We start from the raw sequence: 25,025 nt of genomic DNA, 5'->3' as shown, positions 1-25,025 counted from the left end.
ACCAAGGCCCGCAGCGATTCCCCAATCGCTGCGGGCCTTGGTTTTTTCCGCCCTAGCGGATCTGGTGCTTGTGCAGCAAACGGTAGAAGGTCGGGCGCGAGATCCCCAGCACCCTGGCCGCGACACTGAGGTTGTCACTGTGGCGGTTCAGCACATCGCACAGAGCCTGGCGTTCGGCACGGTGCTTGTAGTCTTCGAGAGTGCCCATGGGCGCATCCTGGTCCGGCAAGCCATGCAGCCCCAGGTCGCTGGCCTGAATCTGCCGACCTTCGGCCAGTACCAGGCCACGCCGTACCCGGTTGGCCAACTCGCGGACATTGCCCGGCCAGTCATGCTTGCCCATGGCCACCAGGGCGTCCTCGCTGAAGCTGCGGGGCCGGCGACCGGTTTCCTGACTGTAGAAATGCGCAAAGTGGCTGGCCAGCATGCCCAAGTCACCGTGGCGCTCGCGCAAGGGTGCGGTGATCACCTGCAGTACATTGAGCCGGTAGTACAGGTCCTCGCGAAACCGCCCGCTGGTAATGGCCTGCTCGAGGTCCACGTGGGTAGCGGCCAAAACTCGCACATCCACCGGAATCGGCTGGCTGCCACCGACCCGTTCGATGTGTTTTTCCTGCAAAAAACGCAGCAGGTTGGCTTGTAGCTCCAAGGGCAGGTCACCGATTTCATCGAGAAACAACGTGCCGCCATTGGCCGCCTCGATACGCCCGACCTTGCGCTGGTGGGCTCCGGTGAAGGCGCCCTTTTCATGACCGAACAGCTCGGACTGGATCAGGTGCTCGGGAATGGCCCCGCAGTTGATGGCGACGAACGGCTTGTCATGGCGCTGGGACTGGCGATGCAGGGTGCGGGCCACCAACTCCTTGCCGGTACCGCTCTCCCCGCGGATCAATACCGGGGATTCAGTGGGCGCCAGCTTGCCGAGCAGTTTGCGCAGATCGCGAATCGTGCGGCTGTCACCCAACAGCTCGTGTTCGGGCTGATCCACGTGGACCGAGCCCTGGCCGCGCAAGCGGGCCATGCCGAACGCCCGCCCCAGGGTCACCTGGACCCGGGACACATCGAACGGCAGGGTGTGGAAATCGAAGAACCATTCGCAGACGAAGTCCCCGACCTTTTGCAGGCGCAGGACCTCTTGGCTCAGCACCGCAATCCACTCGGTGCCACTGCGACTGATCAGGTCCTTGACCGCTTCCGGACGCTCCAGATGGAAAGGCTGCAGGCGCAGCAGGCCGACATCGCAGGAGCGCTCACGGGCTGACTCCAGGTCACAGCTGTCGACATCCCAGCCGATGGTGCGCAACCCAGGCAACAAACGGTGGCAATCATCACAGGGGTCGACCACCAGCAAGCGACGCTGCACAGGAGCTTCGAGCATGACTGTTCCTTGCCGCCACAGTGAGGAAAAGTTATTAGAAACAGTGGTTTGGCAAACCTGGCAGTAACATTAGCAAGAACTTGACGCACGGATGTATCGATTGCTTATAGCGCTGATTGCCAAAGGAACTAAAGTGCCACTTGAGATGGCCACTTGAGCGACCGATTGTCGCAGTTATTTTTTAAAACCCCCGCAACTAAGGGCTCTGCCCCGGGGCTTGCACACGAAAGATGTAAAAACTTGTTTTTCAGTGTGACCCGTCCCCTACCTCGGTGCATCAGTACAAATAACCAGCCGAACGGTAAGCCCAACCGACGGCACATCATTTGATTGGGCACATAGAGAGAAGACCCCATGAACGCCCCGCTCCGTATCAACGAAGCACTTTTGATCGCCGACCGCGCATTCAAGCCTTTCCAATGCGTGGCCTGGGCTCCACAGGACGGTAACGGCGAGTTGAGCCTGACCGTCATCGACCGTACCAGCACCCGTATCGGCCATGCGCAGATCCCCTGCAGCGCCTACTCCGATCCAGCCCAGCTGGAAACCCTGCTCAACCAGGCGCGTGCCGAATTGAGCCAGGAAGGATATGCACTGCAATCCTGGGCCATGCCCAAGTAAGCGATGCTGTTAACGGATCACCCGAACGGGTGATCCGCTGTTTTAAGCCCGCAACTAAGCAAGCTTTATGCTTGACCCTCCCGGCAACTGTCCCTGTTGCGACATTAGTTGCCCTGGCTGTTCTAACAAGCATCTCGTGCAAACCATTCCGGTGTTCCACGAACTGCTGTTTCCAGCCATTCCGGTTATTTTTCCCTGGACCTCGCTCATGGCCGTCCCATCAGTGGATCGCTGATGCTGTGCTCGCCGGTTTCCAGGCGCCCGGCAACCCTGCGCAACCAGCCGCCGTCACTGTGCAAGGTCAGGTCGTACCAACCACCGCTGGACTCGCAGGGAAACACCTGGCGTACCTCGCCCCCCGCCGGGATCGACAACGTCCAGGGGCCCTGCTGGGTGTAAGGGCAACGATCGATGCTGACCGTCGCCGCCTGCCCACCCGGGTTGCTCAAGGTCAGTTGCAACTGGTGCTGGCTGGATGTCACCAATAGTTCCGGCTGACGCTGTTGCACCTGGCCGTGGAAACTGCGATGGAAACCGTTCGGGCCCAGAACCCAGAGCTGGTAGCGCTCGACCACTGTCCAGCTGTCCTGCAACGCCTTGCCGGCCTCCAGCGTATAGCGGCGGGGAATATCCCCCAGGTGCAGGCCGTCGTAGACATGCAGGACGGCCCCCTGGGTGCCGGTGTTCTGCAGACTCAGGGACAAAGTCCGGGCCTTGTGGTCGACCTGGCTATCGACGTGCAAGCGATATGGCAAGGCCCGCGAGGGACGCGCCAGGCGCTTCTGCTGCGGCACCAACTGCTTGCTGGTCGAGGGTACCGGCACCGGCAACAGTTTTTCCTGGCGTTGACGCAGGCTGTCGGCAGCCTGCCGAGTGGTGGTTTGCAGCGCAGGCAACGGCTCGTGGTTGGGATCGACGAAGTTGAACGCCGAGGTCAAGTCGCCGCATACCGCGCGGCGCCAGGCACTGACATTCGGCTCACGGACGCCGAAGCGTTTTTCCAGAAATTGCAGCACCGAAGTGTGGTCGAACACCTGGGAATTGACCCAGCCACCCCGGCTCCAGGGCGAGAGCACCAGCATCGGTACCCGCGGCCCGGGTCCGTAGACCCCACCGTCCGGTCGCGGCTGCTGGGTCGAACCTGCCGGAGCCGGATGCTTGAACAGCTCGCTGTCGAACGCCAGGGTCGACTTGCCGGCGAAACTGCCGTCCTTGCGCTGGGAAGGTGCCGAGGGCGAAGGCACATGATCGAAGAACCCATCGTTTTCGTCATAGGTCACCAGCAGCACGGTCTTGCTCCAGACCTCGGGATTGCTGGTCAAGGCCTGCAGGATCTCCTGGGTGAACCAACCGCCCTGGACCGGACTCGACGGCCCCGGGTGCTCGGAATAGGCTGCCGGGGCCACGATCCAGCTGACCTGGGGCAACTTGCCGGCCTGCACGTCGCTGCGAAAGCCGCCGATGATGGCCTCTAGGTTGCTGCCAGTGCTGGCCGGCAGGGTATTGCCATTGCCCTTGTACAGCGGTGCCACAGCATTGAGCGCGTCGGTATAGGGAACGAAGGCGTTGAAACCGCTAGGGGGCTGGGCCGGGTTGCCCACCTGTACGCTGGCGGCCCGGTACTGGCGAAAGCCTGCCAACGGGTTGTCGCCGAAGTTGTCCGGCAGATGCTGGTAGACCTTCCAACTGACGCCCTGCTCTTCCAGGCGTTCGGGGTAGGTCTTCCAGGTGTAACCGACATTCACCGGCCCCGGCCCATCCCACTCATTGACCACGGCAGCCACTTGCCCGCCAGTCGGCCCGTTGGTGCCGGTCCAGAGGAACAGTCGGTTGGGGTTGGTGCCGGCATGCACAGCGCAGTGGTAGGCATCGCACAGGGTGAAGGTACTGGCCAGGGCGAACTGGAATGGCAGCTCCTGCTCGCTGTAGTAGCCCATGGAGGTGTTGGTCTTGTAGGTCGGCCAGGCATTCATGCGGCCGTCGCTCCAGGCCGAGTGGGCATCGCTCCAGGTATGGGGCGTGCCGCTGACCCGCTGGGCGTTGCCTCGGGAACTGTCCAGGTGATAGGGCATGACCACCCGGCCCTTGCCCTGCTGTTCCCAGACTTCACGCTGGCCGGACAACGGGATGGTGAAACGGTCGCTGAAACCGCGTACGCCGGGGAAAGTACCGAAGTAATGGTCGAAGGAACGGTTTTCCTGCATCAGGATGACTACATGCTCGACATCCTTGATCGTCCCTGTGCGGTTGTTCGCCGGTATTGCCAGGGCCTGGCGAATGGAGAGCGGCAAGGATGAAAAGAACGAGCCGATGGCGGCGGCTTGCAAGAGCTTCCTGCGTGAAATATTGGGCATGGGTCAATGAGTCCTTGTGATTGCAACGCGATATATAACGCTGCCTGCAAGGTATTCATTTCTAATAACAATGCAGTGACACTGACATTGCAGTGAGTGCAATTTCCAATCATTGGCCGACTTATGCGCCAGCATTAAAGTCCCACTAGCTTATATATGAACGGCCTTGGAAGAATCTTTGATGAATAAAACTCCCGAGCTTGCAAAGTGCCAGCAGCGGCACTCCTTGATCAAGCTCGAAGCCCATGAAAACCGGGAGCAACCCATGCTTGCTCCCGGGGTCTTTCATATATTCAAGCTGCGTAGGCTACTGCAGCTCGTCAGCTACCTCGTTGCGCTGGACCCGTAATGGATTGAAGGCCAGGCGAATGAACTGCGGATCCCGCGCGAGCTTGTAGTCCTCGCCGACGAAGTACTCCTTGGCCGCAGGATCGTTCTTGGCCAGGTACAGAATCCAGGCGGTGGTGATACCGGCAAACTCGTTTTCCTTGAGACTTCGCACCGGACTGAAGTGCGTGGCGTTATGGGCAGTGGCGCTCCACCCCGGCACCGCCTTGATCAAACCGCCCTGCCACAGCCGCGGCCAGGCCCAGGCCGGTACCACCACATCCGCGGCGCCGGTGAGCACCAGCGTTGGCGTACGGACCGTAGAGCCCAGGCCGATGGGCCCGGGTTCGATCGGCAGCGAACCTATGTACTGGAGTTGCGGGTCAATGGCCTTCAAGGTGTCGGGCATGAGGCTCGAGGAAAGAATCGACGCCCCACCACCTGCCGAATGCCCGGCCACTATGGTCCGCGCCAGGTCGACCTTGCCAAATAGCGGCGAGGTCGGGTCCTGGTTGAGCTTGCTCAACTCCACCGCCCCCAGGACATGCATGCTCGGCGCGGTATTGATGAAGTCCGAAGACACCACCACGATGAAACCGTAGCTGGCCCACAGCCTCAACAGTTCGGTGTATTGCCCCTGGTTGGAAAGAATGCCACCGACGAAGTTGACTACCGGCAACTTATCCAGGCTCTTTATATTGGCCGGGTAATAGACGCTGGTGGAAATGGGATTGGAGAACCCGTAGGGAAATGACTGGTTGCATTGAAGGCTGTTGTCCAGCAACAGGATCTTCGCCAGCACTCCCAGCAAACCACGGCAGTCACTCAGGACCGCGTTGGTCGCCACATTGTAGGGGCCGGGTGACTTGGCGAATTGTTCATTGGCCAACCCCAGTGCCGGAACCAGTTGCGAAGCGCCTGCCAGGCTGACAGAAGCCAACAATGCACCGCCCACGCAGAGCTTCATTGCAAGTTTGCGTATTGCCTTCATGGTAATTCCCTTTATTTGCCTGCTTTCCCTGCAAGGCCGAATACCGGTACCTGGCCGTGCCCCCTTGAATATCGAGCAGATGAACTTCGAGGTGATGACATGGAACTGCAACACCTGTGAAACACTGCCGCATTAGTTATGCAACAGCCTGGCGCGACCCTAGAACAGGAGAAAATGGCAGGTCAATGGTTATTTGCCGCCAACCTCACCTGGGGACGGTGCAAGCACTCAGGCCCCAAAGATTGTGGCAAAAGATTTCATCGTTTCTTGATTCTTCTTCTCGCTTGCGGCAAGTTGCGCGCTTCTCACTACAAGGAGCAGCCAATGTCCGGTTCAATGGCCCAGGCGTTCGCCCACAATTTTCTCGGCCACTCACCCCGCTGGTACAAGGCAAGCATCGTCGCGTTCCTGCTGCTCAACCCATTGCTGTTCTTCTGGGTCAGCCCGGCCGCCGCCGGCTGGTGCCTGGTGATCGAGTTCATCTTCACCCTGGCCATGGCCCTCAAGTGTTATCCCCTGATGCCCGGCGGTCTGCTGCTGGTGCAGGCGATGTTGCTGGGCATGGCCACGCCCCAGGCGTTGTACGACGAACTGGTGCACAACTTCCCGGTGATCCTGCTGTTGATGTTCATGGTCGCCGGCATCTATTTCATGAAGGAGTTGTTGCTGTTCCTGTTCTCTAGACTGCTGCTGGGGGTGCGCTCCAAAGCGCTGCTGGGGTTGCTGTTCTGCTTCTTGTCGGCCTTTCTCTCGGCCTTTCTCGATGCCCTGACCGTCACCGCTGTGATCATCAGCGCCGCGGTAGGCTTCTATTCGGTGTACCACCGGGTGGCATCGGGCAACGACCCGCGCCAGGACAGCGGCTATGGTGACGACCGGCAACTGCCGGCGCTGCACCATGATGACCTGGAGCAATTTCGCGCCTTCCTGCGCAGCTTGCTGATGCACGGCGCGGTGGGCACCGCCCTGGGCGGCGTCTGCACCCTGGTGGGCGAGCCGCAGAACCTGCTGATCGGCCATGAGATGGGTTGGCATTTCGCTGATTTCTTCCGCCAGGTCGCACCGGTATCCCTGCCGGTACTGGTGGCGGGGCTGGCGACTTGCGTGCTGCTGGAGAAGCTGCGCTGGTTCGGCTACGGCACCCTGCTGCCGGACAATGTCCGCCAGATCCTGGCCAACTACGCCGCCGAGGACGATGCCCAACGCACGGTCCGCCAACGCGCGGCCCTGCTGGTGCAAGGCTTGGCGGCCCTGATACTGATCGTTGGCCTGGCGCTGCATGTGGCCGAGGTTGGGCTGATCGGCCTGTTGGTGATCGTGCTGATCACCGCCTTCACCGGTATCACCGACGAACACCGCCTGGGCAACGCGTTCAAGGATGCCATGCCCTTCACCGCCCTGCTGGTGGTGTTCTTCGCCGTGGTGGCGGTGATCCACCAGCAACAGCTGTTCACGCCGCTGATCCAGTGGGTGCTGGCGCTGCCGGCGGATCGCCAACCGGGCATGCTGTTCATCGCCAATGGCCTGCTGTCGGCCATCAGCGACAACGTATTCGTGGCCACCATCTACATCACCGAGGTCAAGCAAGCCTTCCTGAACGGGCAGATGAGTCGCGAACACTTCGAGACCCTGGCCATCGCCATCAACACCGGCACCAACCTGCCCAGCGTCGCCACGCCCAACGGCCAGGCGGCGTTCCTGTTCCTGCTGACCTCGGCCATCGCGCCGCTGGTGCGCCTGTCCTATGGCCGCATGGTATGGATGGCCCTGCCCTACACCCTGGTGATGGGCGTGCTGGGCTGGTACGCAGTCAGCTACTGGCTATAAAGAGAGATTGACGACGCTGCCAGGGCCCCTGGCAGCGGTTGCAGGCTCAGCGCAGCAGGATATAGCGCTCGATCGCCTGGGCGGCGCCATCCTCCAGGTTGGTGCCGGTGACCACATCGGCCAGGCGCTTGACCTGCTCTTCGGCCTGGCCCATGGCGATCGACAACCCGGCGCGTTGGAACATCGCCGGATCGTTGCCGCCATCACCCAGGGCCGCAGTGCGCGCAAGGGGCACACCGAGGTATTCGGCGAGCGTCGTCAAGGCCTGGCCCTTGTCCGCCTGCACGGCGGTGACATCCAGGAACCGCGGTTGCGACCGCGAGACCTGGGCCTGCCCCGCAGTCTGCTGTTGCAGGCGCGCCTCCAGCTCCATCAGCAAGCGAGCGTCGCTACTGGCCGCCACGACCTTGTCGACGCAATGCAGGTACTCCTCGAAGCTGTCCACCACCTGCGGCGCATAACCCAGGGCCTGCTGCTCCAACGGCAGCAAGGGTCCGTCAGGATCACGCACCAGCCACTGGTTGTCGGCGAAGACCCAGGTCTCGACCTGGGGATAGGGAGCGAACAGCAGCAGCGCCGCAACGACCGCCGCTACCGGGACATGGTGGCGAGCCAGGTAGCGTCCATCGGGATGGACAATGCTGCCGCCGTTGAATCCGGCGCTGGGCAGCTCCACCCCGAGTTCTTCGAGTTGCTGCCGCATGGCCCGTGGCGGACGCCCGCTGGCCAGGCTGAAACCGATACCGGCGTCATGCAGGGCACGCACGGCGGCACTGGTTCGCGGGCTGAGACTGTGGTCCGGACGCAACAGCGTGCCATCCATGTCGCTCAGCACAAAGTCGACGGGGTAGGCGTTCGAGCCGCTCATCCCAGGGGACGCCAGACCCGGCCATCGCGGACCAGCAATTGATCACCCGCATCCGGCCCATCGGTGCCGGCCGGATATTGTTGCAGGGTCGCATCCTGCTTCCAGGCGTCGAGGAATGGTTGTACCGCACGCCAGCCATTCTCGATGTTGTCCGCACGCTGGAAGAGCGTCTGGTCGCCGATCAGGCAGTCGTAGATCAGCGTCTCGTAGCCGGTGGACGGCTGCATCTCGAAAAAATCCTTGTAGGCGAACCCGGACTCGATGCGCGCCATGTCCAGGGTCGGCCCGGGTTTCTTCGCCAGCAGGTCGAACCACACACCTTCGTCGGGCTGGATCTGGATCCGCAGGTAGGTCGGCATCAGGCGCTCCACCTCGGTGTCGCGAAACTGCGCATAAGGCGCCGGCTTGAAGCAGATGACGATCTCGGTGTCGCGCACGCTCATGCGCTTGCCGGTACGCAGGTAGAACGGCACCCCGACCCAGCGCCAGTTGTCGATCATCACCTTGAGCGCGACATAGGTCTCGGTGGTGCTGCCGGGCGCCACGTTGGTTTCCTCGCGGTATCCCGCCAGGCTCTTGCCGTCCAGCTTGCCGGCGCTGTACTGGCCGCGCACCGAGTTGGCCCGGGCCTCGTCCAGCGTCCAGGGACGGATGGCACCCACCACCTTGGCCTTCTCGCCGCGCACCGCATCGGCACCGAAGGCCGCCGGCGGCTCCATGGCCACCATCGCCAGCAGCTGGAACAGGTGGTTGGGCACCATGTCCCGCAGGGCGCCGGTGTTTTCGTAAAAGCTGCCACGGGTTTCCACCCCGACGGTTTCCGCCGCGGTGATCTGCACGTGGTCGATGTAATGATTGTTCCAGAACGCCTCGAACAGGCTGTTGGAGAAACGGCTGACCAGGATGTTCTGTACGGTTTCCTTGCCCAGGTAATGGTCGATGCGGTAGATCTGCTTCTCACCCATGACCTTGAGCAGGCAGGCATTAAGGGCCTCCGCGGTCTGCAGATCGGAACCGAAGGGCTTCTCGATCACCACTCGGCGAAACGCCCCAGGCTGCTCTTGCAGCAGCCCCGCGGCGCCCAGGCGCTGCACCACCTCACTGAAGAAGCGCGGTGCGGTGGCCAGGTAGAACACTGCGTTGCCGGTGCCGCTGGCGGCGATTCGCGCCGCCAGCTCGACATAGGTGGCATCGTCCAGGAAATCCCCCTGGACATAGCTGATGCCACGGGTCAGGCGCGCCCAGACGTCGGCATCGACGCTGGCCCCCTGCCCTTGTTTCTTGAGTACTTCGTCGCGAAGGAAGTCTTCCAGCAAAGTGGCGAACTCACTGTCGCTCACCGCATTGTGATCGACACCGACGATCCGCAGCCCCTCGTCCAGCAAACCATCGCGACTGAGGTTGTAAAGCGCCGGCATCAGCAGCCGCTTGACCAGGTCGCCACGGGCGCCGAACAGGAACAGCGTGGTCGCCGGGGCCGGCAATGCCTTGGACTTCCTTCGCTCGGTCATTTCTTCCCGGTCTCCACATGGCCGCCAAAGCCGAAGCGCATGGCCGAGAGGATCTTGTCGCCATAAGTACCCTGGCCACGCGAGCGATAACGGGAGAACAGCGAGTTGGACAGCACCGGAACCGGCACCGCCTGCTCCATGGCCGCCTCGATGGTCCAACGGCCTTCACCGCTGTCGGCCACCGAACCGGAGAAACCGTCCAGCTTGGGATCGCTGGCCAGGGCGTCGGCGGTCAGGTCCAGCAACCAGGACGAGACCACACTGCCGCGCCGCCAGACTTCGGCGATATCGGCGACATTCAGGTCAAAGCGCTGGTCTTCCGGCAGGCTTTCCGAGCTCTTGGTCTTGAGGATGTCGAAGCCTTCGGCGAAGGCCTGCATCATGCCGTACTCGATACCATTGTGGATCATCTTGACGAAGTGCCCGGCACCGGCGGGACCAGCGTGGATATAGCCGCGCTCGGCGCGGTCGTCGCTGGCGACACGGTCCTTGGTGCGGGGGATCGACCCCATGCCCGGAGCCAGGGCGGCGAACAGCGGGTCAAGGCGCAGCACTTCATCGGCGTCGCCACCGATCATCATGCAATAGCCTCGCTCCAGGCCCCAGACACCGCCGGACGTGCCGACATCGATGTACTTGAGGCCCTTCTGTGCCAGGTCCCGGGCGCGGCGGATGTCATCCTTGTAGTAGGTGTTACCGCCATCGATGATCACGTCGCCCGGCTCCAGCAACTGGCTCAGGGTGTCGATGGTCTCTTCGGTGGGCGCGCCGGCGGGCAGCATGACCCATACCGCACGCGGCTGTTGCAGGCCAGCCACCAGGGCCGGCAGGTCGGCGACGCCCTTGGCGCCCTCGGCGGCCAGGGTGCTGACGAAGTCGGTGTTGCGGTCAAAGACTACGGTCTCGTGCCCATTGAGCATCAGGCGCCGTGCAATATTGCCGCCCATGCGGCCCAGTCCGATAATCCCCAGTTGCATGTGCTGATGCTCCTACTGCCAAAATCCAGATCAAAAATATATAGCCCAACGGGCCAGGTGAAACTTCAAGGTGCGCAACTATACAAGGCAAGGCGCCTCAAGACAGCGCAATCTTTGCCTAGGCGGACGAGTTTCCGTCACCGGCTGCCCCTCCTGGCGTCGCAGGACCACGATCTGCAGCGCCCTATCGCCCCCTGAACGGGGCCCATGGGAGATTAGTCAGCAGCACCTGCAGCGAAGTTTCGCAAAACATGGGTGGATTACGACGCCCAGCGCCGCGAAGGCACAGTGACCATCAAAAATAAAAAAGTTCCATTGGCCCGAAAAATAAATAAAATTGCCCCGTCAGGCGAGACAGCACGGTGCGGACCCACTGCAATCGTGCCGCCTGTGATAGCGCTTTGTGCAAGCAATGGGAATCGCGAAGCATAGTCAAGACCCGCCATTTGCGAGGTGAAGCAATGGGCACAGTACTACCGGCACGACCTGCACAAACCTTGTACGTCACCATTCGTCGTGACGAACTGCAGCAGCTCAAAGATGAGCGCGACCAGTTGCAAAAAGAGCTCGCGCAAATGCGCCTGCTGCTACAGAACCAGGACCTGCAACCGCTAGCCTTCGCGCCTCTTTCCCGGGCGAACTGAATCCCCCTCTAGAGCGCAGCCCAACGCTGCGCCCGCTGCCAGCGGCCCCTTCCCCAGTCCTTGTTGACGGGCATCCCGGCCCCGGAACCCAGGCACGAAATGCCAACGTTCTGCCGACGAACTTTTCACACTTGCCTATTGATACTCCCGGCCATTGTGGCCGCCTTGTTACAGAAGGCGGTCTTCATTGGCGCCGGACCGGCGCCCGATGATCACGGTTTCCTGGGGAGCGCCGAATGGCATTGTTCAAACGCGGCAACACGTCTGCGAAAGGTTTCGACTGGATGGGCCTGCTCTGGCTGTTCCTGTTCTTCTGGTATTTCTCGGGCATCACCCAGCTGCTGATCCAGTTGACCGATACCTCGGGGTTCGCAGGTTTCCGTCAGGCCTTCCTTATGAGTGCCGTCTGGCTGGCGCCGATGTTGCTATTTCCCAGGCAAACCCGGTTGCTGGCCGCTGTGATCGGCATCGTGCTCTGGGCCTGCTCCATGGCCAGCCTGGGCTACTTCTTCGTCTACCAGCAGGAGTTCTCCCAGAGCGTCATTTTCATCATGTTCGAGTCCAACCCCTCGGAAGCCGGCGAATACCTGACCCAGTATTTTGCCTGGTGGATGCTACTGGCGTTCCTGGCCCACACAGCTTTCGCCATCTTCCTGTGGACCCGCCTGCGCCCGGTTTACCTGCCCCGCCTCCAGCGCCTGGTAGCCGCGACAGCGATCCTGGTGGCCATCGTCGGATATCCGCTGGTCAAGCAAGTCTCGCGTACCGATACCTTGGCCGAGGGCCTGGAAAAGTTCGAGACCCGCATCGAGCCGGCAGTGCCATGGCAGATGGTGGTCGCCTACCGCCGCTATCGAGAGCAATTGGACGGTATGCAAGGCATGCTCGACAGCGTCAGCAAGATCCCGCCCCTGACCAATCTCAAGGACAGCATGGCCAACCAGCCAGCGACCCTGGTGCTGGTAATCGGTGAATCCACCAACCGCCAGCGCATGAGCCTCTACGGCTATCCACGCCAGACCACTCCGGAGCTGGACAAGCTCAGGGACCAGCTGGCGGTGTTCAACAACGTCATCACCCCGCGCCCCTATACCATCGAGGCCCTGCAGCAGGTGCTGACCTTCGCCGACGAAGAAAACCCCGACCTGTACCTCAAGACCCCGTCCCTGGTCAGCGTGATGAAACAGGCCGGCTACAAGACCTACTGGATCACCAACCAGCAGACCATGACCAAGCGCAACACCATGCTCACCACCTTTTCCGAGCAGGCGGACGAGCAGGTGTACCTGAACAACAATCGCAACCAGAACGCCCGCCAGTACGATGGCGACGTGCTCGAGCCCTTCTCCAAGGCCCTGGCCGACAGCGCGCCGCGCAAGTTCATCGTGGTGCACTTGCTGGGCACCCATATGAGCTACCAGTACCGCTACCCGCCGAGCTTCGACAAGTTCACCGACCGAACGGGAGTACCGGCCGGCGTGCACGACGACCAGGTGGCCACCTACAACAGCTACGACAACGCCGTGCTGTACAACGATTTCGTGGTTTCCAGCCTGATCAAGGACTACGCCAAGGCCGACCCCAATGGTTTCTTGCTGTACCTGTCCGACCACGGTGAAGATGTCTTCGACTCCGCCGGCCATGACACCCTGGGGCGCAACGAGGGCAAGCCCACCGCGCCGATGTACACCATTCCGTTCATCGCCTGGGCTTCACCCAAATGGCGAGAGAGCCACGACTGGAACTTCGCCTCCGACCTCAGCCGGCCCTTCATGAGCTCGCAACTGGTGCATACCTGGGCCGACCTGGCAGGCCTGAGCTTCGACCAACTGGATCACAGCCGCAGCCTGGTCAGCGACAGCTTCAAGCCTCGCCCGCTGCTGATCGGCGACCCTTATTCGCGCCAGAGCAAGCCGCTGATCGACTTCAGCCTGATGAAACCCAAGGCGCCGGTGGAAACCTCCGTCGTGCAAAAATGATCGCCTGCCCGGGAGCCCCAACGGCTCCCGGGAGCGCATCGCTTCTTGCTTCGCCCCTGCCTGCACCTACTAGGGGCACGCATCCCCCTCTTTCCCCTGGTCGCCTGCCATTTCCCGCAGTCGCCAGAGATGGCCGTCGCAACATCATGTCGAAAATGTAATTTTCGCCTCAGGCTGGCGTTAACCCTCACTTAATAGAATTCGGTTTAACTTCCTCCCGTCACTTGCCATACAGGGACGAAGCAAGTAGCCGAACACTCTTAAGCAGGAAAACCAGCATGAAACTTTCAACTCTTGTACTCAGCGGCCTGATTCTCGCCGGCTCCAGCGCAGCCTTCGCCGAAGGCGGTTCGGAGCGCGTACAACAGTTCTACGAGAACTTCCGCGTCAATCAGCAACAGATTCACGGAAACCAGAACGCCAATACCGCCAAGAGCGACAAACAGCAATCTGCACCGTCATATTCCGCCTCGGATGCCAAACAAGAAAAACAAGTAAGCCAGCAGCCGGGCGCCTGATCCAATCTCTGTGCAACCACTCTGGATAAATGTTCCTCAACCAGAGCTGGACATTTCGGCGCCCTCTGGGCGCCTTTTTTTGGTTTATCAGTAATTGCGATTCATGTTTTCAAGCTAATTACCGAGGCATTACAAAGCTGTCATATGGCACATCGCCCGAATGTACTCGCTTAACATCCCTGCCCTGAGCCCAAAGACTTCCGTATCGAAGAAAAGAATTGAAACAACAAACGAGCCAACAGCACCTCGATCGCCCCTTGCCCTGCAAGCCCTACCATGCTGCCTGCGCGGAATGTTCTACCGGCCGTCGACAACCAGCTAATTCCTTGAATTAGCTGGCTTGATCGATTGACCCTGTAGCTACTTCAGGCTTCACCATCGCTCCATTGAACAACATCCGGTTATTTAAAGAGGACAACAGGCCATGCGTATTCTGGTGATCGAGGACGAGTCGAAAACCGCCGACTACTTGCATCAGGGGCTTACCGAGAGTGGATATATCGTTGACCGCGCCGACAATGGCGTGGATGGCCTGCATCTGATTGAACAACAGCCCTACGAGTTGGTAATCCTGGATGTAAACCTGCCAGGCAAAGATGGTTGGCAAGTATTGCAACATATGCACCGGCAATATCCGGCGCGAGTCATGATGCTGAGCGCCCGTGGCCGCCTGGAAGACAAAGTCAGGGGCCTGGATCTTGGCGCCGATGATTATCTGGTCAAGCCATTTCAATTTCCCGAATTACTGGCCCGGGTCCGTACCTTGATGCGGCGCAGTGAACCGGTGGCTCAGCCAGAAGTCTTGCAAGTTGCCGACCTGCAACTTGACCCGCGACGCCATCGGGCATATCGCGGCGAACGCCGTATCGACCTGACCACCAAGGAGTTCACCCTGCTGCATGTATTGATGCGGCACTCCGGTGAAGTTCTGACCCGCACGCAAATCATTTCCCTGGTCTGGGATATGAACTTCGATTGCGATACCAACGTGGTGGAAGTTTCCATCAGCCGCTTGCGGGCCAAGATCGACGATGCCAGCGAACTCAAGCTGATCCATACCCTGCGCGGTGTCGGCTACGTGCTGGAAGTGCGCCAATGACCACTGCTCCTGCATCGCCCGGCAACGGCAGCCTGTCCATGCGCCTGGGCCTGACCGTCAGCCTGATGGGCGCGGCCCTGGTCCTGCTGCTGGCCACCCTGGCCTACCTGTCCCTGAGTCACGAGCTGGACACCCTGGCCCGCAAGAGCCTGCAGAGCAAGCTGGAGCAGATCCAGCACAGCCTGATCAGCGACCTCAAGAGCAGCGACCTGGCGGCCCGCCCCCATTCCCTGCTGGACCTGGTAATGGGCCACGACAACCTGCGCCTGTCGGTGCTGGCCAGCGATCCGCTGGCGCCACCGCTGCTGGATGTCGGCGGCGGTCAGCAACCTTTACCCCGCGCCCTCAAGGAAACCAAAGGCAGCACCTACCTGGACTGGAACGACAACAGCGGCAGCCAGTTGCTCAGTGCCTCGCAACCGATGCCCATGCGCAACGGCGAGCAGGTGCGAGTCGTGCTGAGCCTGGACCGCAGTAACGACCAGGCGCTGCTCAGTGCCTACCTGCGCTCCACGGTGATTGCCCTGCCGCTGCTGCTGGGACTGATCGGCATTGGCGCCTGGTGGTTGGTGCAGCGAGGGCTGCTGCCCCTGCAGCAGTTCAGCCGGGTGGCGGCCAAGGTCAGCACCCAGGACCTGACCCACCGCCTGAATCTGGAGCGGCTGCCCCGGGAACTGGCGGAGCTGGGCCAGGGGATCAATGTCATGCTGCAGCGCCTGGATGGTGGCGTGCAGCGCCTGTCGCAATTTTCCGATGACCTGGCCCATGAGCTGCGTTCACCCATCAGCAACCTGATGGGCAAGGCTCAGGTGACCCTGTCCCGAGAGCGTCCGCCGGAAGAATACAAGGCTGTGCTGGAGGCCAGCATCGAAGAACTGGAGCGCGTCACGCGGATGGTCGCCGACATGCTGCTCCTGGCCCAGGTCAGCCAACCGGCTTCCCAGGCTCGCTTCGCGCGGATTTCCCTGCGGGTGGAAGCATGCAAAGTCATGGAGCTGTTCGCCCTGAGCGCCGAGGACAAGCAACTGGAACTGCAACAGAGCGGCGATGCCTGGGTCTTGGGGGATCGGCTGATGATCCAGCGGGCCATTTCCAACCTGCTGTCCAATGCCATTCGCCACAGCCCGGCCAAGGGCCGTATCCAGCTGCGGGTCGAACAACAGTTGCAGGCGGTGAGCCTCACGGTGAGCAACCCCGGTCCGGGCATCGCGGCCTGTCACCTGCCACATCTGTTCGAGCGCTTCTACCGGATCGACAGCAGCCGTACCCGCGCCGAAGGCGGCACTGGCCTGGGATTGGCGATCGTGCGTTCGATCATGAACCTGCATGACGGCCACGCCGAAGTCAGCAGCGTCATCGATGGCCAGACCGAGTTCCGCCTGGTGTTTCCCAAGCTCGATCCCGCGCAACACGACCTCTAGACGCTACAGCCCCCAGCCGCCGATCAGCGCTCCCAGCACCACCAGGGCCCAGGGCGGTACCCGGCCGCTGCGCAACAGCAGAAACACCAAGGCTACCGCCAGCAACTCCAGGGGTCCGCGGACCGTGGACGTCCACAAGGGCTGGTACAGGGCCGCCGCCAGCAAACCCACCACCGCGGCGTTGATCCCGGCCAGGGCGGCCTGGATCGCCTGGCGATGACGCAGGGCTTGCCAGAATGGCACGACCCCGATCACCAGCAGCAAACCCGGGAGGAAGATCGCCAGCAGGCATACCAGCGCCCCGCTCCAGCCATCGATGGCCGCGCCGAAAAAGGCGGCCACGCTGAACAACGGCCCCGGCACCGCCTGGGCACTGGCATAACCGGCCAGGAACAGTGAGTTGCCGATCCAGCCCGGCTCCACGACCTGGGCTTGCAGCAGCGGCAGCACCACATGGCCACCGCCGAACACCAGGGCGCCGACCCGGTAGAAAGCATCGAACAGCTGCAGCAGGCGATTCGGCCAGAGCAATGCCATGCCCGGCAGGAGCAGCAGCAACACTAATGCCAGGCCCAGGCACAAGGCCCCCATTCGCCGACTGACCGGAGCCATCGGCGCCTCGACTAGCGGAACGCCAGCGGTGTTGATCAACAGGCTACCTGCCAGCGCGGCTATCGACATGGCCAGCAACTGAGTCTCCAGCCCCGGCCAGCGCAGCACCCAGAGCGCCGTCAACAACCCGATGGCAAACCGCAACGGCCCTCGCCACAGACTCCAAGCCATGCTCCAGAGGGCTTGGGCCACCACGGCCACCGCCACCAGTTGCAAGCCCTTCAAGGCACCGGGAGCAACCCCGCCCCCAAGCCCCATGGCCAACAAAGCCAGGACCAACGCCGAGGGCAAGGTGAAGCCGGCCCAAGCCCCAAGGGCGCCTGGGACTCCAGCCCGAGACAAGCCCAGGGCGACTCCCACCTGACTGCTGGCGGGGCCCGGCAAGAACTGGCACAGCGCGACCAGCTCGGCGTAGGCCGCCTCCCCCAGCCAGCGTCGGCGCTGGACGAACTCCTCGCGAAAGTAGCCCAGGTGCGCCACCGGCCCGCCGAAGGACGTCAGCCCCAGGCGCAGGAACACCAGGAAGATGCTCCAGGGCGTATCCGTGCCAGGCTGGCGGGTCGCGGGGGTAGCGCGGGGCATTACAAGGCCTTGCTCCAGAACAGCATGCGGCCATGGGCGGGATCGAGCATCGCATCGGCAAAACCGCAGGCCCGGTACGCCGCCTGGGCCCTGGCATTGCCTTCCAGCACCTCCAGGGTGATCTTGCAGCAGCCGCGCTGGCGAGCGATGTCCTCGACCTTCTGCAACAGGCGCTTGCTCAGGCCCTGGCCACGAAAACCGTCGAGCACCACCACATCGTGGACATTCACCAGGGGCCGGCAGGCAAAGGTGGAGAAACCTTCGAAACAGTTCACCAGGCCCACTGGCTGTCCGCCAGCGAAGGCCAGCACGCTGAACGCCTGGGGTCGCTTGGCCAGCTCCTCCGGCAACCGCTGGAGCTGGTCCGCCGAGAGGCTCTGGCCACCGCCCATGACGTCTGCTGCGTAATGACTGAGCAACACGCCTATGGCTTCGGCATGCACCGGGTTGCTGTAACTGGCTTGCAACACCACGACATCGGCAACGTCCATGTTCATCCTCGATCAATGTGTCGGAACGAGCGCTCAAGGCTCGGGCAGCTCCGATTGTAGGCTGGCGGATTTGACCAAACGAAGATTTTTCACCCACTTATGGCAGAAAGATCCTAGCCAATGACCGGGATGAACCACACTCGGAAGAACTTCCCTTCAGGGCTGGCCGAAACGCTGCAATTGCATCTCCTGCAGGCGGCTCAAGGTCCGGCGGAAGGCGAACTCCAGGTAACCCTCGGTGTACAGCTGCTCCATCGGTACTTGCGCCTCCAGGTACAGCGGCACCTTGCGGTCGTAGCACTCGTCCACCAGGGCGATGAAACGCCGGACCGCATCGTCGTGGACCGACAATTGCGGCAACTCGCGATCTCCCGCCACCACCCGCTCGGCACCATCCTCGGTGCCCCGGGCAATGCGCCCCGGGCGTTGCCGGGCACTCAGGCAAGGCACCTCGCCAAGCAGGATGGCACGGTAGCGGTCGCACAAGGCCATGAAATCCATGGCCGAGAACGGCTGCTCGCACAAGTCGGCGAAGCGGCACCAGATCACCGCCTCGGCAGCCTGGACCACCGTCACCGGTCGATAGCCCAGCAGCACCGGCTCCGCGGATGCCGGCTGCCCGGCACACAAGCGCTCGAACAAGGGTTCCAGGACGCTGGCCTGGCCTTCGGCAGTCACCCAGTAACGCTGGGTACCGGTACCCGGATGCAGGCGATGGTCCTGGGCACCGTCGACCGCCACCACCTGCATGTGTCGGTTGATGGCATCGATGGCCGGCAGGAAACGCTCGCGATTGAACCCATCGGCATAAAGTTGCTCGGGCGGCTGGTTGGAAGTGCAGACCATCACCACGCCCTGTTCGAACATCACCTGGAACAGGCGGCCGAGGATGATCGCGTCACCGATGTCGTTGACGAACAATTCGTCGAAGCACAACACCCGTACCTCGTCCGCGAGCTCTCGGGCCAGGGCCTGCAACGGATCGGCGATACCGGTCAGCTGGAAGGAGCGCTGGTGTACCCAGCCCATGAAGTGGTGGAAGTGCTGGCGTCGCGCGGGCACCTTCAAGCTCTGGTAGAACTGGTCCATCAGCCAGGTCTTGCCGCGCCCCACCGCCCCCCAGAGGTAGACGCCGGCGACCGTCCCGCGGCCCTGGTGCAAGGCCCCATGGCAGCGCTGCAAGGCCTGCACCGCTCGGGCCTGGGCCTCATCGGCGACGAACCCTTGCTGCTCCAGGGCATGTTGGTAGGCACTCAAGGGTGAGTCGAACGACATGGGGCCACGGCCTCCCGGCAAAAGGCCGCAGTATGCCACCGCCCATCGTCTCGCGTATCCGCTGCCGGACGCCCAAGGGAAATACGCCAGCTGTCTCAGCGGGAAATGTCCAGCCGGGCGATCCGCCCTTGGTCATCCAGGCGAAAGACATGGCGCAGCGACCGCGGACCACCGGCAAAATCGCCACACAGAAGGCTGTCCAGCAGTATCTTGCCGGTACGTTGCTGGACCCCGATTACCCGCAGGCGGCCAGGGTTGTCCGCCATCCAGCGGGCGATCTCGCCCGGCCCGACCCGGTGCTCGCGCTCATCGAAGACCTGGGCCTGGGGAGCGAAGATCGAGGTTATCTGCGAGCGGTCACCGCTGTGGGTGGCGGCCAAGAAGGCCTCGATCGCCGGGGCCAGCGGCCCGCCTCCAGGATGGTGCCGGTGCTCGGATCGATTGATGACTGACATGGCGCAAGCTCCTTGCATGTGGACGAGGCCGGCATGTTAAGAGCCCCTTGCGTCATTTCTTGTCAGGAGTGAAACGCTGGCCTTCATCGCTCTGCATACGCTTGCGCCAAGTCCGTAGCCAGTCGCTGCGCCGGCCCGGATAGGCCTCGCTCTGCTCCTGCGCAGCGGCGACCCGGTCCGTACGAAAGGTCCGGTAGTCCCCACGCAGTTCGCACCAGGCGACGATCACTCGCGCCTCGTTGAGGAACCCCAACGCCAGGGGCCAGATCAGGCGCTGGCTGGGCGTGCGGTTGACGTCGGCATAGTCGATCAGCAGCTTGGCCTGATGCCGGATCGCCTGGCGGTACACGTTCAGCGACACCGGATTGTCAGGGAAGCCATAACCGGCCGGCCCCGGTAGCAGCGTCGGGTTGCGCAAGGCGTCCTGGGCCGCCGGCGCCAGCACTGCGGCAATCTTGGCCATGGCATCGGCGGCGGCCTTGCTCAGTTCCTCGTCGCCGCGCTGGTCGACGTAGCGCAGGCCGAGCACCACGGCCTCGGTCTCGTCGGCATTGAGCATCAACGGTGGCAGGAACAGCCCGCTGCGCAATACATAACCGACCCCGGCCTCACCGTAGATGGGCGCGCCCAGGGCAGTGAGCTCGGCGATGTCGCGATACAGGGTGCGCTCGGACACCTCCAGCTGCGCCGCCAGGGTCGCGGCCGTGACCGGACGGCTTTTGCCCCGCAGCATCTGCAACAGAGTGAGTAATCGACTGGCTCGCGACACCTTGGCTGGACTCCCGGAAAAAATCCGCCGCAGGATAGCAGAGCCTCCTGACAGAAACTGTCAGCAGACACGGACCCTGCGGGTGCTCCGCAGCCGGTCGCAGCCTCGCACGTTCGGCAACGGCTACAACAGCTGCGTGTGGCCGCCGACGGCTGCGCATGCCCGCGCAACGGGCACCGATGAGGCAAGCGGATCGAGTTGCTGCGACCGCTGCGCCACCTCGGCAACGGCTACCGGCTCAGCGGTGAATCAATAGGCCATGGTCCAGCTCAGGGTGTAGGTGCGGCCGCGACCCTGGTAGTCATAGAGGTACTCGGGCCCATACGTCGGCGAATAGAACAGCTTCGCGCGCTGGCCCCAGACCGTGCTGTACTGCTTGTTCAGCAGGTTCTGGATACCCCCGCTGAAGGTGCCGAAGCCGGTGTCCTGGCTGCCCAGCAGGTCGAAGGTGGTGTAGCCGTCGATGGTGTGGTCGGCATCGTCCTTGAGGGTGAAGGCATGGTTGCCCTGCAGGCGCACGCTTTGACTATCGCCCTTCCAACCGATGAAGGCCGTGGACTTGGACAGCGAGGCGTAGCGCGCATCACGCTTGATCCAGCCGCCGTTCTTGCCCTCCTCCTCGGAACGCACCAGGTGCAGGGTGCCACCCGCCTCCCAGCCGCTCTCGAAATGCCGGGTCAGGGCGCTTTCGAAGCCATAGTCGCGGCTCTTCTGGTCCTTGACGTCGATGGTCAGGGTCGCGTTGTCGGTGGTGATGACCTTGTCCGACCAGATGTAGTACAGCGCCGCCTGGGCATCCCAATCGCTATCGGAGAAACGCCAGCCGGTTTCCACCTGGCGACTCTTGATCCCGGCCAGGGGGTTGTCGTCGACGCTCAGCCCCGGCTTGCCGTAGAACTTGGCCGGGTCCGGCAGATCGAAGCCCTCGCCGTAGTTGACCCAGACCTGATGGCCGTCCTTGAAGTCATAGATGGTGCCCAGGTTGAACAGGTTGACCTGGTAATCGTTGTTGCCCCCCGGCACGTTCTTGAACCGCCCGACATCCACGTCCATCTGCTGGCGCCGATAACCACCGGAGACCGTCAGGTTGTCCGTGGCGTGCCAATCCAGCTGGGTATAGGCGGACAGGCCATCGACCCGATAGCTGGGATAGCGCGCGGCCTTGCTCTGGGTCACCAGGTCCAGGCCACCACTCTCTGACGACACCCGCTGATCGAACGTGCTCTGCTCGGCGTTGAAGCGCTCGCGATCCAGGTCCACGCCATAGGTCAGCTTGACGGTGTCGAACTCCTTGGCCAACAGCGCCTTGAGGCTGCTGACCTCGAAGTTCTGCTGCGAGGCGGCGAAGTACACGCCCTTGGAACCGGTCGGCTTGCCGGTGTTGTAGTAGGGAAACGGATAGAAGTTGTCGTTTTCCTTGCGGTACGAGGCCTGCAGGTAGAAATCCTGGCCCAGCACGTCGGCGTGGTGATAGTTGGCATTGAGCAACAGGCGCCGGGTGCGCGGTTCCAGGTCGGTGGAGTAGCCGCCACGCAACTTGGCGTCTTCCAGGTTCGAGGGGGCCTGGTTCTTGAGGTTGGGAAAGTAGATCCCGGTGCTGCCGTGGTTGCCCGAGTCGTAATACTGGGCCAAGAGGCCCAGGCTCTGCTCCTCGTTGAAGTTCATGGCCAGGCTGCCCATCAGGTCGATGGTGCGGTTGTACTGCAGGTCGGTCTGGGTATTGTCGATGAAGATCTGCTTGCCGGCGCCATCGTAGAACGCCTGGTTCTGCTCGCCGGCCACGGCCAGGCGACCGCTGATGGCTTCGTTGCCGCCGCTCACCGACTGGGCGATACGGGTGGTCAAGTCGTCGCTGTTGTTGAAGCCGCTGCTGGCACCGATCTGGGTCTCGAAACGCGCCGGACCCGGCTCGCCCTTCTTGGTGACTATATTGATGATGCCGCCGGTGGCGCCGCCGCCATAGATCGCGCTGGCCCCGGACAGCACTTCCACACGTTCGACGTTGAACGGCGAGATGCTGTCGAACTGGCGCGACAAGCCCCGGGAGCTGTTCTGGCTGACCCCGTCGATCATCACCAGCACGTTGCGCCCACGCATGTTCTGGCCATAGTTGGTACGGCCTTCCGGCGCCAGGTCCAGGCCCGGCACCAGCTTGCCGATGGCTTCCTTGAGGCTGACTCCGGTTTCCAACTGCTCGCGCAACTGGCTCTGTTCCACCACCCAGACGGTGCCGGGGATCTCGCTGATCGCGGTGCTGGTACGCGACGCCACGGTGACCTGGGTCGGCTTGAGATTGAGGCTGCTCGCCGCAGGCTCGGCACGACGCAGGATGACCGTGCGCCCATCGCTGAACGACCAGCTCATGCCACTGCCGGCCAGCAGGGCTTGCAGGGCCTGGGCGATGGTGATTTCACCGGCGAGGGCCGGTGCCTGCAGGCCCGCCACATCACTGGTGGTGTAAAGCAAGCGCAGGTCGGCCTGGTCGGCGAAACGGGTCAGGGCCTGGTCCAGGGGCTGGGCCGGCAACTGCAAAGACACACGGCGCTCCTGGGCTGCACCAGCCTGGCTGGCGGGCAGTGGCTGTTGCGCCTGGGCCAGCAGCGGGCCCAGGGCCCCGGCGAGTACGGCCTGGGCCAGTAATGTGCGGCGCACCAGGTGTTGACCGCGCCCGAGTATCGACAGCTTGAACATAGCTTTCACGTGTTCCTTCCCAACCCGTTGAAATGACGTCAATGAGAATGATTGCCTTCTCAGTCTCACTACGACGATTGGCCGGAAAGGAACTTGCAGCACCCGCTGCAAAAAAATTTCAGTGCAGCAGTGCCAGCCATGGCAAGTAGGTGATCTGCAAGGGATAGCGTTGCTGCAAGGTGCGCAGCGAACCCTGGGGATCGTTGAGGTCGAACACGCCGCTGATGGCCAGGTCCGCCAATTGCCGGTCGGAAACCAGGATGCGCCCATGCTGGTAGCGCTCCAGTTCGCCGATCACCTCGCCCAGCGGCCGGCCGTTGAAAATCAGCTTGCCGCGCTGCCAGGCGGTCAGGCTGGCGGCGTCCACCTTCTGTTGGGCCAGGAGCGGCTGGCCGGCCTGGTACTGCAGACGCTGGTCGGCCTGCAGCAGCACCGGGGCATGATCGCCGGTGAATTGCACCTGGCCCTCGCGCACCACCACCGTCAGCTGGTCACCATCACGACGCACGCTGAACGTTCCACCCGCACCCTGCAGACGCTGGCCACGAACCTGGACCACGAACGGTCGCTGCCCATCGGCCACTGGTTCGAACAGCGCCTCGCCCTGCTCCAGGACCACCCGCCGCTCGTCCGCCGAATAAGCCACCGACAAGGCGCTGGCGCTGTTGAGGATCACCCGCGAGCCATCGGCCAGGGTCAAGTGTTGTTGCTGGCCCACGCCGGTGTGGTAGTCCGAGGTCCAGGCCGGCCATTGCTGCCAGCCAATCACGCTACCCAGGGCCAGCAACAGTGAAGCGGCCAGCGCCGGCCACCAGCGATGGACCCTGGCTGCCGGGCGAGCAGCCTGCGAGTGCTGCTGCGCAGCCTGGGTCTGGCCCAGGTCACCCCACAGCCGTTGAGCCTCATCCGCCGCCCGGATGTGGGCCGGGCTGCGCTGGCGCCACTGCTGGAACGCCATGCGCTGGGCCGCGGTGGCCTGGCCGGAGTGCAGCAGCACCAGCCAGTCGATGGCGGTGTCGTCGAGGTTTTCGGGAGCATCGGTCATGGCGGCGTCGGCAAGCAGGTGGGGATCATTCATGGTGCTGTTGCAGCCAGTCGCGGCAATGGCGCAGGGCCTGGCCGATGTATTTTGCCACCATGCTTTCGGAAACGCCCAGCCGCACAGCGATCTGGGCCTGGGTCAGGCCCTCCAGGCGATTGAGCAGCAGGGCCTGGCGCGCATTGTCGGACAGCTGGCGCAGGGCCTGGTCGAGCACCTCCAGGCGCTCCTTGGCCAGCAGTACCGCCTCGGGGGCCGGAGCCGGGTCCACCGCCTCGCCATGCTCGGGGGCTTCAACCAGGTTGGCGGCCAGGCGTTGTTCGCGACGCAGGGTATCGATGGCCAGGTTGCCGGCCACGCGAAAAATGAAGCCGCGGTCGTTCTGGACCTCCAGCGCCTGCTGCTCGACCTTGAGCAGTTTAAGGTAGGTGTCCTGGGCCACATCCGCCGCCCGCTGGCGGTCGTTCATGCGCCGGGTGAGAAACTTCAGCAGGTCGTCGTAGTGCTCTTGAAAGCTGCGCAGCAGGCTGGGTATCGGCAGCATCGAGGGGCGGTCCGTAGATCGGGGGACGCGGATTATTCCATAAAGGCAAATG

At 62.6% G+C, this 25,025-nt stretch carries 20 protein-coding genes and 1 pseudogene; 7 read left to right on the top strand and 14 right to left on the bottom strand.

The genetic code is table 11. The features are described from left to right. Positions 1–52: 52 nt before the first annotated feature. Positions 53–1,378: a sigma-54 dependent transcriptional regulator gene (locus GDH07_RS12270; protein WP_152897691.1), complete on the bottom strand. Its 1,326-nt coding sequence runs from the start codon at positions 1,376–1,378 to the stop codon at positions 53–55. Between the two features lie 354 nt (positions 1,379–1,732). Here GDH07_RS12270 and GDH07_RS12265 point away from each other — a divergent pair, with 354 nt between their 5' ends. Further along, positions 1,733–1,999: a hypothetical protein gene (locus GDH07_RS12265; RefSeq protein WP_022638890.1), complete on the top strand. Its 267-nt coding sequence runs from the start codon at positions 1,733–1,735 to the stop codon at positions 1,997–1,999. Between the two features lie 206 nt (positions 2,000–2,205). Here GDH07_RS12265 and GDH07_RS12260 read toward each other — a convergent pair whose 3' ends face one another. Together GDH07_RS12260 and GDH07_RS12255 are read right to left on the bottom strand one after the other, a co-directional pair. Beyond that, positions 2,206–4,353, bottom strand: coding sequence for a phosphocholine-specific phospholipase C (locus tag GDH07_RS12260; RefSeq protein ID WP_152897690.1), 2,148 nt, complete (start codon positions 4,351–4,353; stop codon positions 2,206–2,208). 307 nt (positions 4,354–4,660) lie between these two features. After that, positions 4,661–5,671 (bottom strand): poly(ethylene terephthalate) hydrolase family protein, encoded by a 1,011-nt coding sequence (locus GDH07_RS12255; protein ID WP_085597547.1) that lies wholly within the window; start codon positions 5,669–5,671, stop codon positions 4,661–4,663. Between the two features lie 324 nt (positions 5,672–5,995). Here GDH07_RS12255 and nhaB point away from each other — a divergent pair, with 324 nt between their 5' ends. Next, positions 5,996–7,498: a sodium/proton antiporter NhaB gene (gene nhaB / locus GDH07_RS12250; protein ID WP_152897689.1), complete on the top strand. Its 1,503-nt coding sequence runs from the start codon at positions 5,996–5,998 to the stop codon at positions 7,496–7,498. Positions 7,499–7,544: 46 nt separating this feature from the next. Here the strand turns inward: nhaB and GDH07_RS12245 are convergent, their stop codons facing one another. From GDH07_RS12245 to gnd, 3 genes are read right to left on the bottom strand one after another with little or no spacing between them, the layout of a single operon-like run. Further along, positions 7,545–8,366, bottom strand: coding sequence for a Cof-type HAD-IIB family hydrolase (locus tag GDH07_RS12245; protein WP_152897688.1), 822 nt, complete (start codon positions 8,364–8,366; stop codon positions 7,545–7,547). Further along, a complete protein-coding gene (zwf, locus tag GDH07_RS12240) occupies positions 8,363–9,877 on the bottom strand; it encodes a glucose-6-phosphate dehydrogenase (RefSeq protein WP_152897687.1) in 1,515 nt (504 codons plus the stop codon). Before zwf ends, GDH07_RS12245 begins: the two co-directional genes overlap by 4 nt. After that, a complete protein-coding gene (gene gnd, locus GDH07_RS12235; RefSeq protein WP_152897686.1) occupies positions 9,874–10,854 on the bottom strand; it encodes a phosphogluconate dehydrogenase (NAD(+)-dependent, decarboxylating) in 981 nt (326 codons plus the stop codon). The genes zwf and gnd overlap by 4 nt, the downstream gene beginning before the upstream one ends. 461 nt (positions 10,855–11,315) lie before the next feature. Between gnd and GDH07_RS12230 the strand changes: the two genes are divergently transcribed. From GDH07_RS12230 to GDH07_RS12210, 5 genes are all read left to right on the top strand, one after another. Beyond that, on the top strand, positions 11,316–11,498 hold the full coding sequence (locus GDH07_RS12230; RefSeq protein ID WP_152897685.1) for a DUF6026 family protein: 183 nt from the start codon (positions 11,316–11,318) through the stop codon (positions 11,496–11,498). Positions 11,499–11,734: 236 nt separating this feature from the next. Further along, on the top strand, positions 11,735–13,477 hold the full coding sequence (locus GDH07_RS12225) for a phosphoethanolamine transferase CptA (RefSeq protein WP_152897684.1): 1,743 nt from the start codon (positions 11,735–11,737) through the stop codon (positions 13,475–13,477). Positions 13,478–13,755: 278 nt separating this feature from the next. After that, the gene (locus GDH07_RS12220) at positions 13,756–13,995 is read left to right on the top strand and encodes a DUF2790 domain-containing protein (protein WP_022638901.1); all 240 of its coding nucleotides are present in this window, start codon (positions 13,756–13,758) and stop codon (positions 13,993–13,995) included. Positions 13,996–14,419: 424 nt separating this feature from the next. Further along, entirely contained in the window at positions 14,420–15,094 is a 675-nt protein-coding gene (locus GDH07_RS12215) for a heavy metal response regulator transcription factor (protein WP_022644306.1), read from the top strand. After that, positions 15,091–16,515 carry a heavy metal sensor histidine kinase gene (locus tag GDH07_RS12210; RefSeq protein WP_152897683.1) on the top strand — a complete coding sequence of 475 codons (1,425 nt, stop codon included), beginning with the start codon at positions 15,091–15,093 and terminating at the stop codon, positions 16,513–16,515. The genes GDH07_RS12215 and GDH07_RS12210 overlap by 4 nt, the downstream gene beginning before the upstream one ends. 3 nt (positions 16,516–16,518) lie before the next feature. On the opposite strand, the gene chrA is transcribed toward GDH07_RS12210, so the two are convergent. From chrA to GDH07_RS12170, 8 genes and pseudogenes are all read right to left on the bottom strand, one after another. Continuing rightward, positions 16,519–17,709, bottom strand: coding sequence for a chromate efflux transporter (gene chrA, locus GDH07_RS12205; protein WP_152897682.1), 1,191 nt, complete (start codon positions 17,707–17,709; stop codon positions 16,519–16,521). After that, entirely contained in the window at positions 17,709–18,200 is a 492-nt protein-coding gene (locus tag GDH07_RS12200) for a GNAT family N-acetyltransferase (protein ID WP_152897681.1), read from the bottom strand. Before GDH07_RS12200 ends, chrA begins: the two co-directional genes overlap by 1 nt. Before the next feature lie 156 nt (positions 18,201–18,356). Then, positions 18,357–19,475, bottom strand: coding sequence for a cell division protein ZapE (gene zapE / locus GDH07_RS12195; RefSeq protein ID WP_152897680.1), 1,119 nt, complete (start codon positions 19,473–19,475; stop codon positions 18,357–18,359). A gap of 95 nt (positions 19,476–19,570) precedes the next feature. After that, positions 19,571–19,930 (bottom strand): hypothetical protein, encoded by a 360-nt coding sequence (locus GDH07_RS12190; protein ID WP_022644300.1) that lies wholly within the window; start codon positions 19,928–19,930, stop codon positions 19,571–19,573. A 52-nt stretch (positions 19,931–19,982) separates the two neighbouring features. Beyond that, a complete protein-coding gene (locus tag GDH07_RS12185; protein ID WP_031321659.1) occupies positions 19,983–20,699 on the bottom strand; it encodes a helix-turn-helix transcriptional regulator in 717 nt (238 codons plus the stop codon). 249 nt (positions 20,700–20,948) lie between these two features. After that, positions 20,949–23,390, bottom strand: coding sequence for a TonB-dependent receptor (locus GDH07_RS12180; protein ID WP_152898273.1), 2,442 nt, complete (start codon positions 23,388–23,390; stop codon positions 20,949–20,951). 118 nt (positions 23,391–23,508) lie between these two features. Then, on the bottom strand, positions 23,509–24,468 hold the full coding sequence (locus GDH07_RS12175) for a FecR family protein (protein WP_022644297.1): 960 nt from the start codon (positions 24,466–24,468) through the stop codon (positions 23,509–23,511). Between the two features lie 4 nt (positions 24,469–24,472). Next, a pseudogene (locus tag GDH07_RS12170) lies at positions 24,473–24,973 on the bottom strand (RNA polymerase sigma factor); the annotation flags it as partial. Positions 24,974–25,025 lie beyond the last annotated feature (52 nt).

Origin of the sequence: Pseudomonas piscis, from assembly GCF_009380155.1 — a bacterium.
Classification (GTDB): Bacteria; Pseudomonadota; Gammaproteobacteria; order Pseudomonadales; family Pseudomonadaceae; genus Aquipseudomonas; species Aquipseudomonas piscis.
The sequence above is the reverse complement of the archived record's forward strand: the minus strand, read 5'-3'. Positions and strand labels throughout refer to the sequence as shown.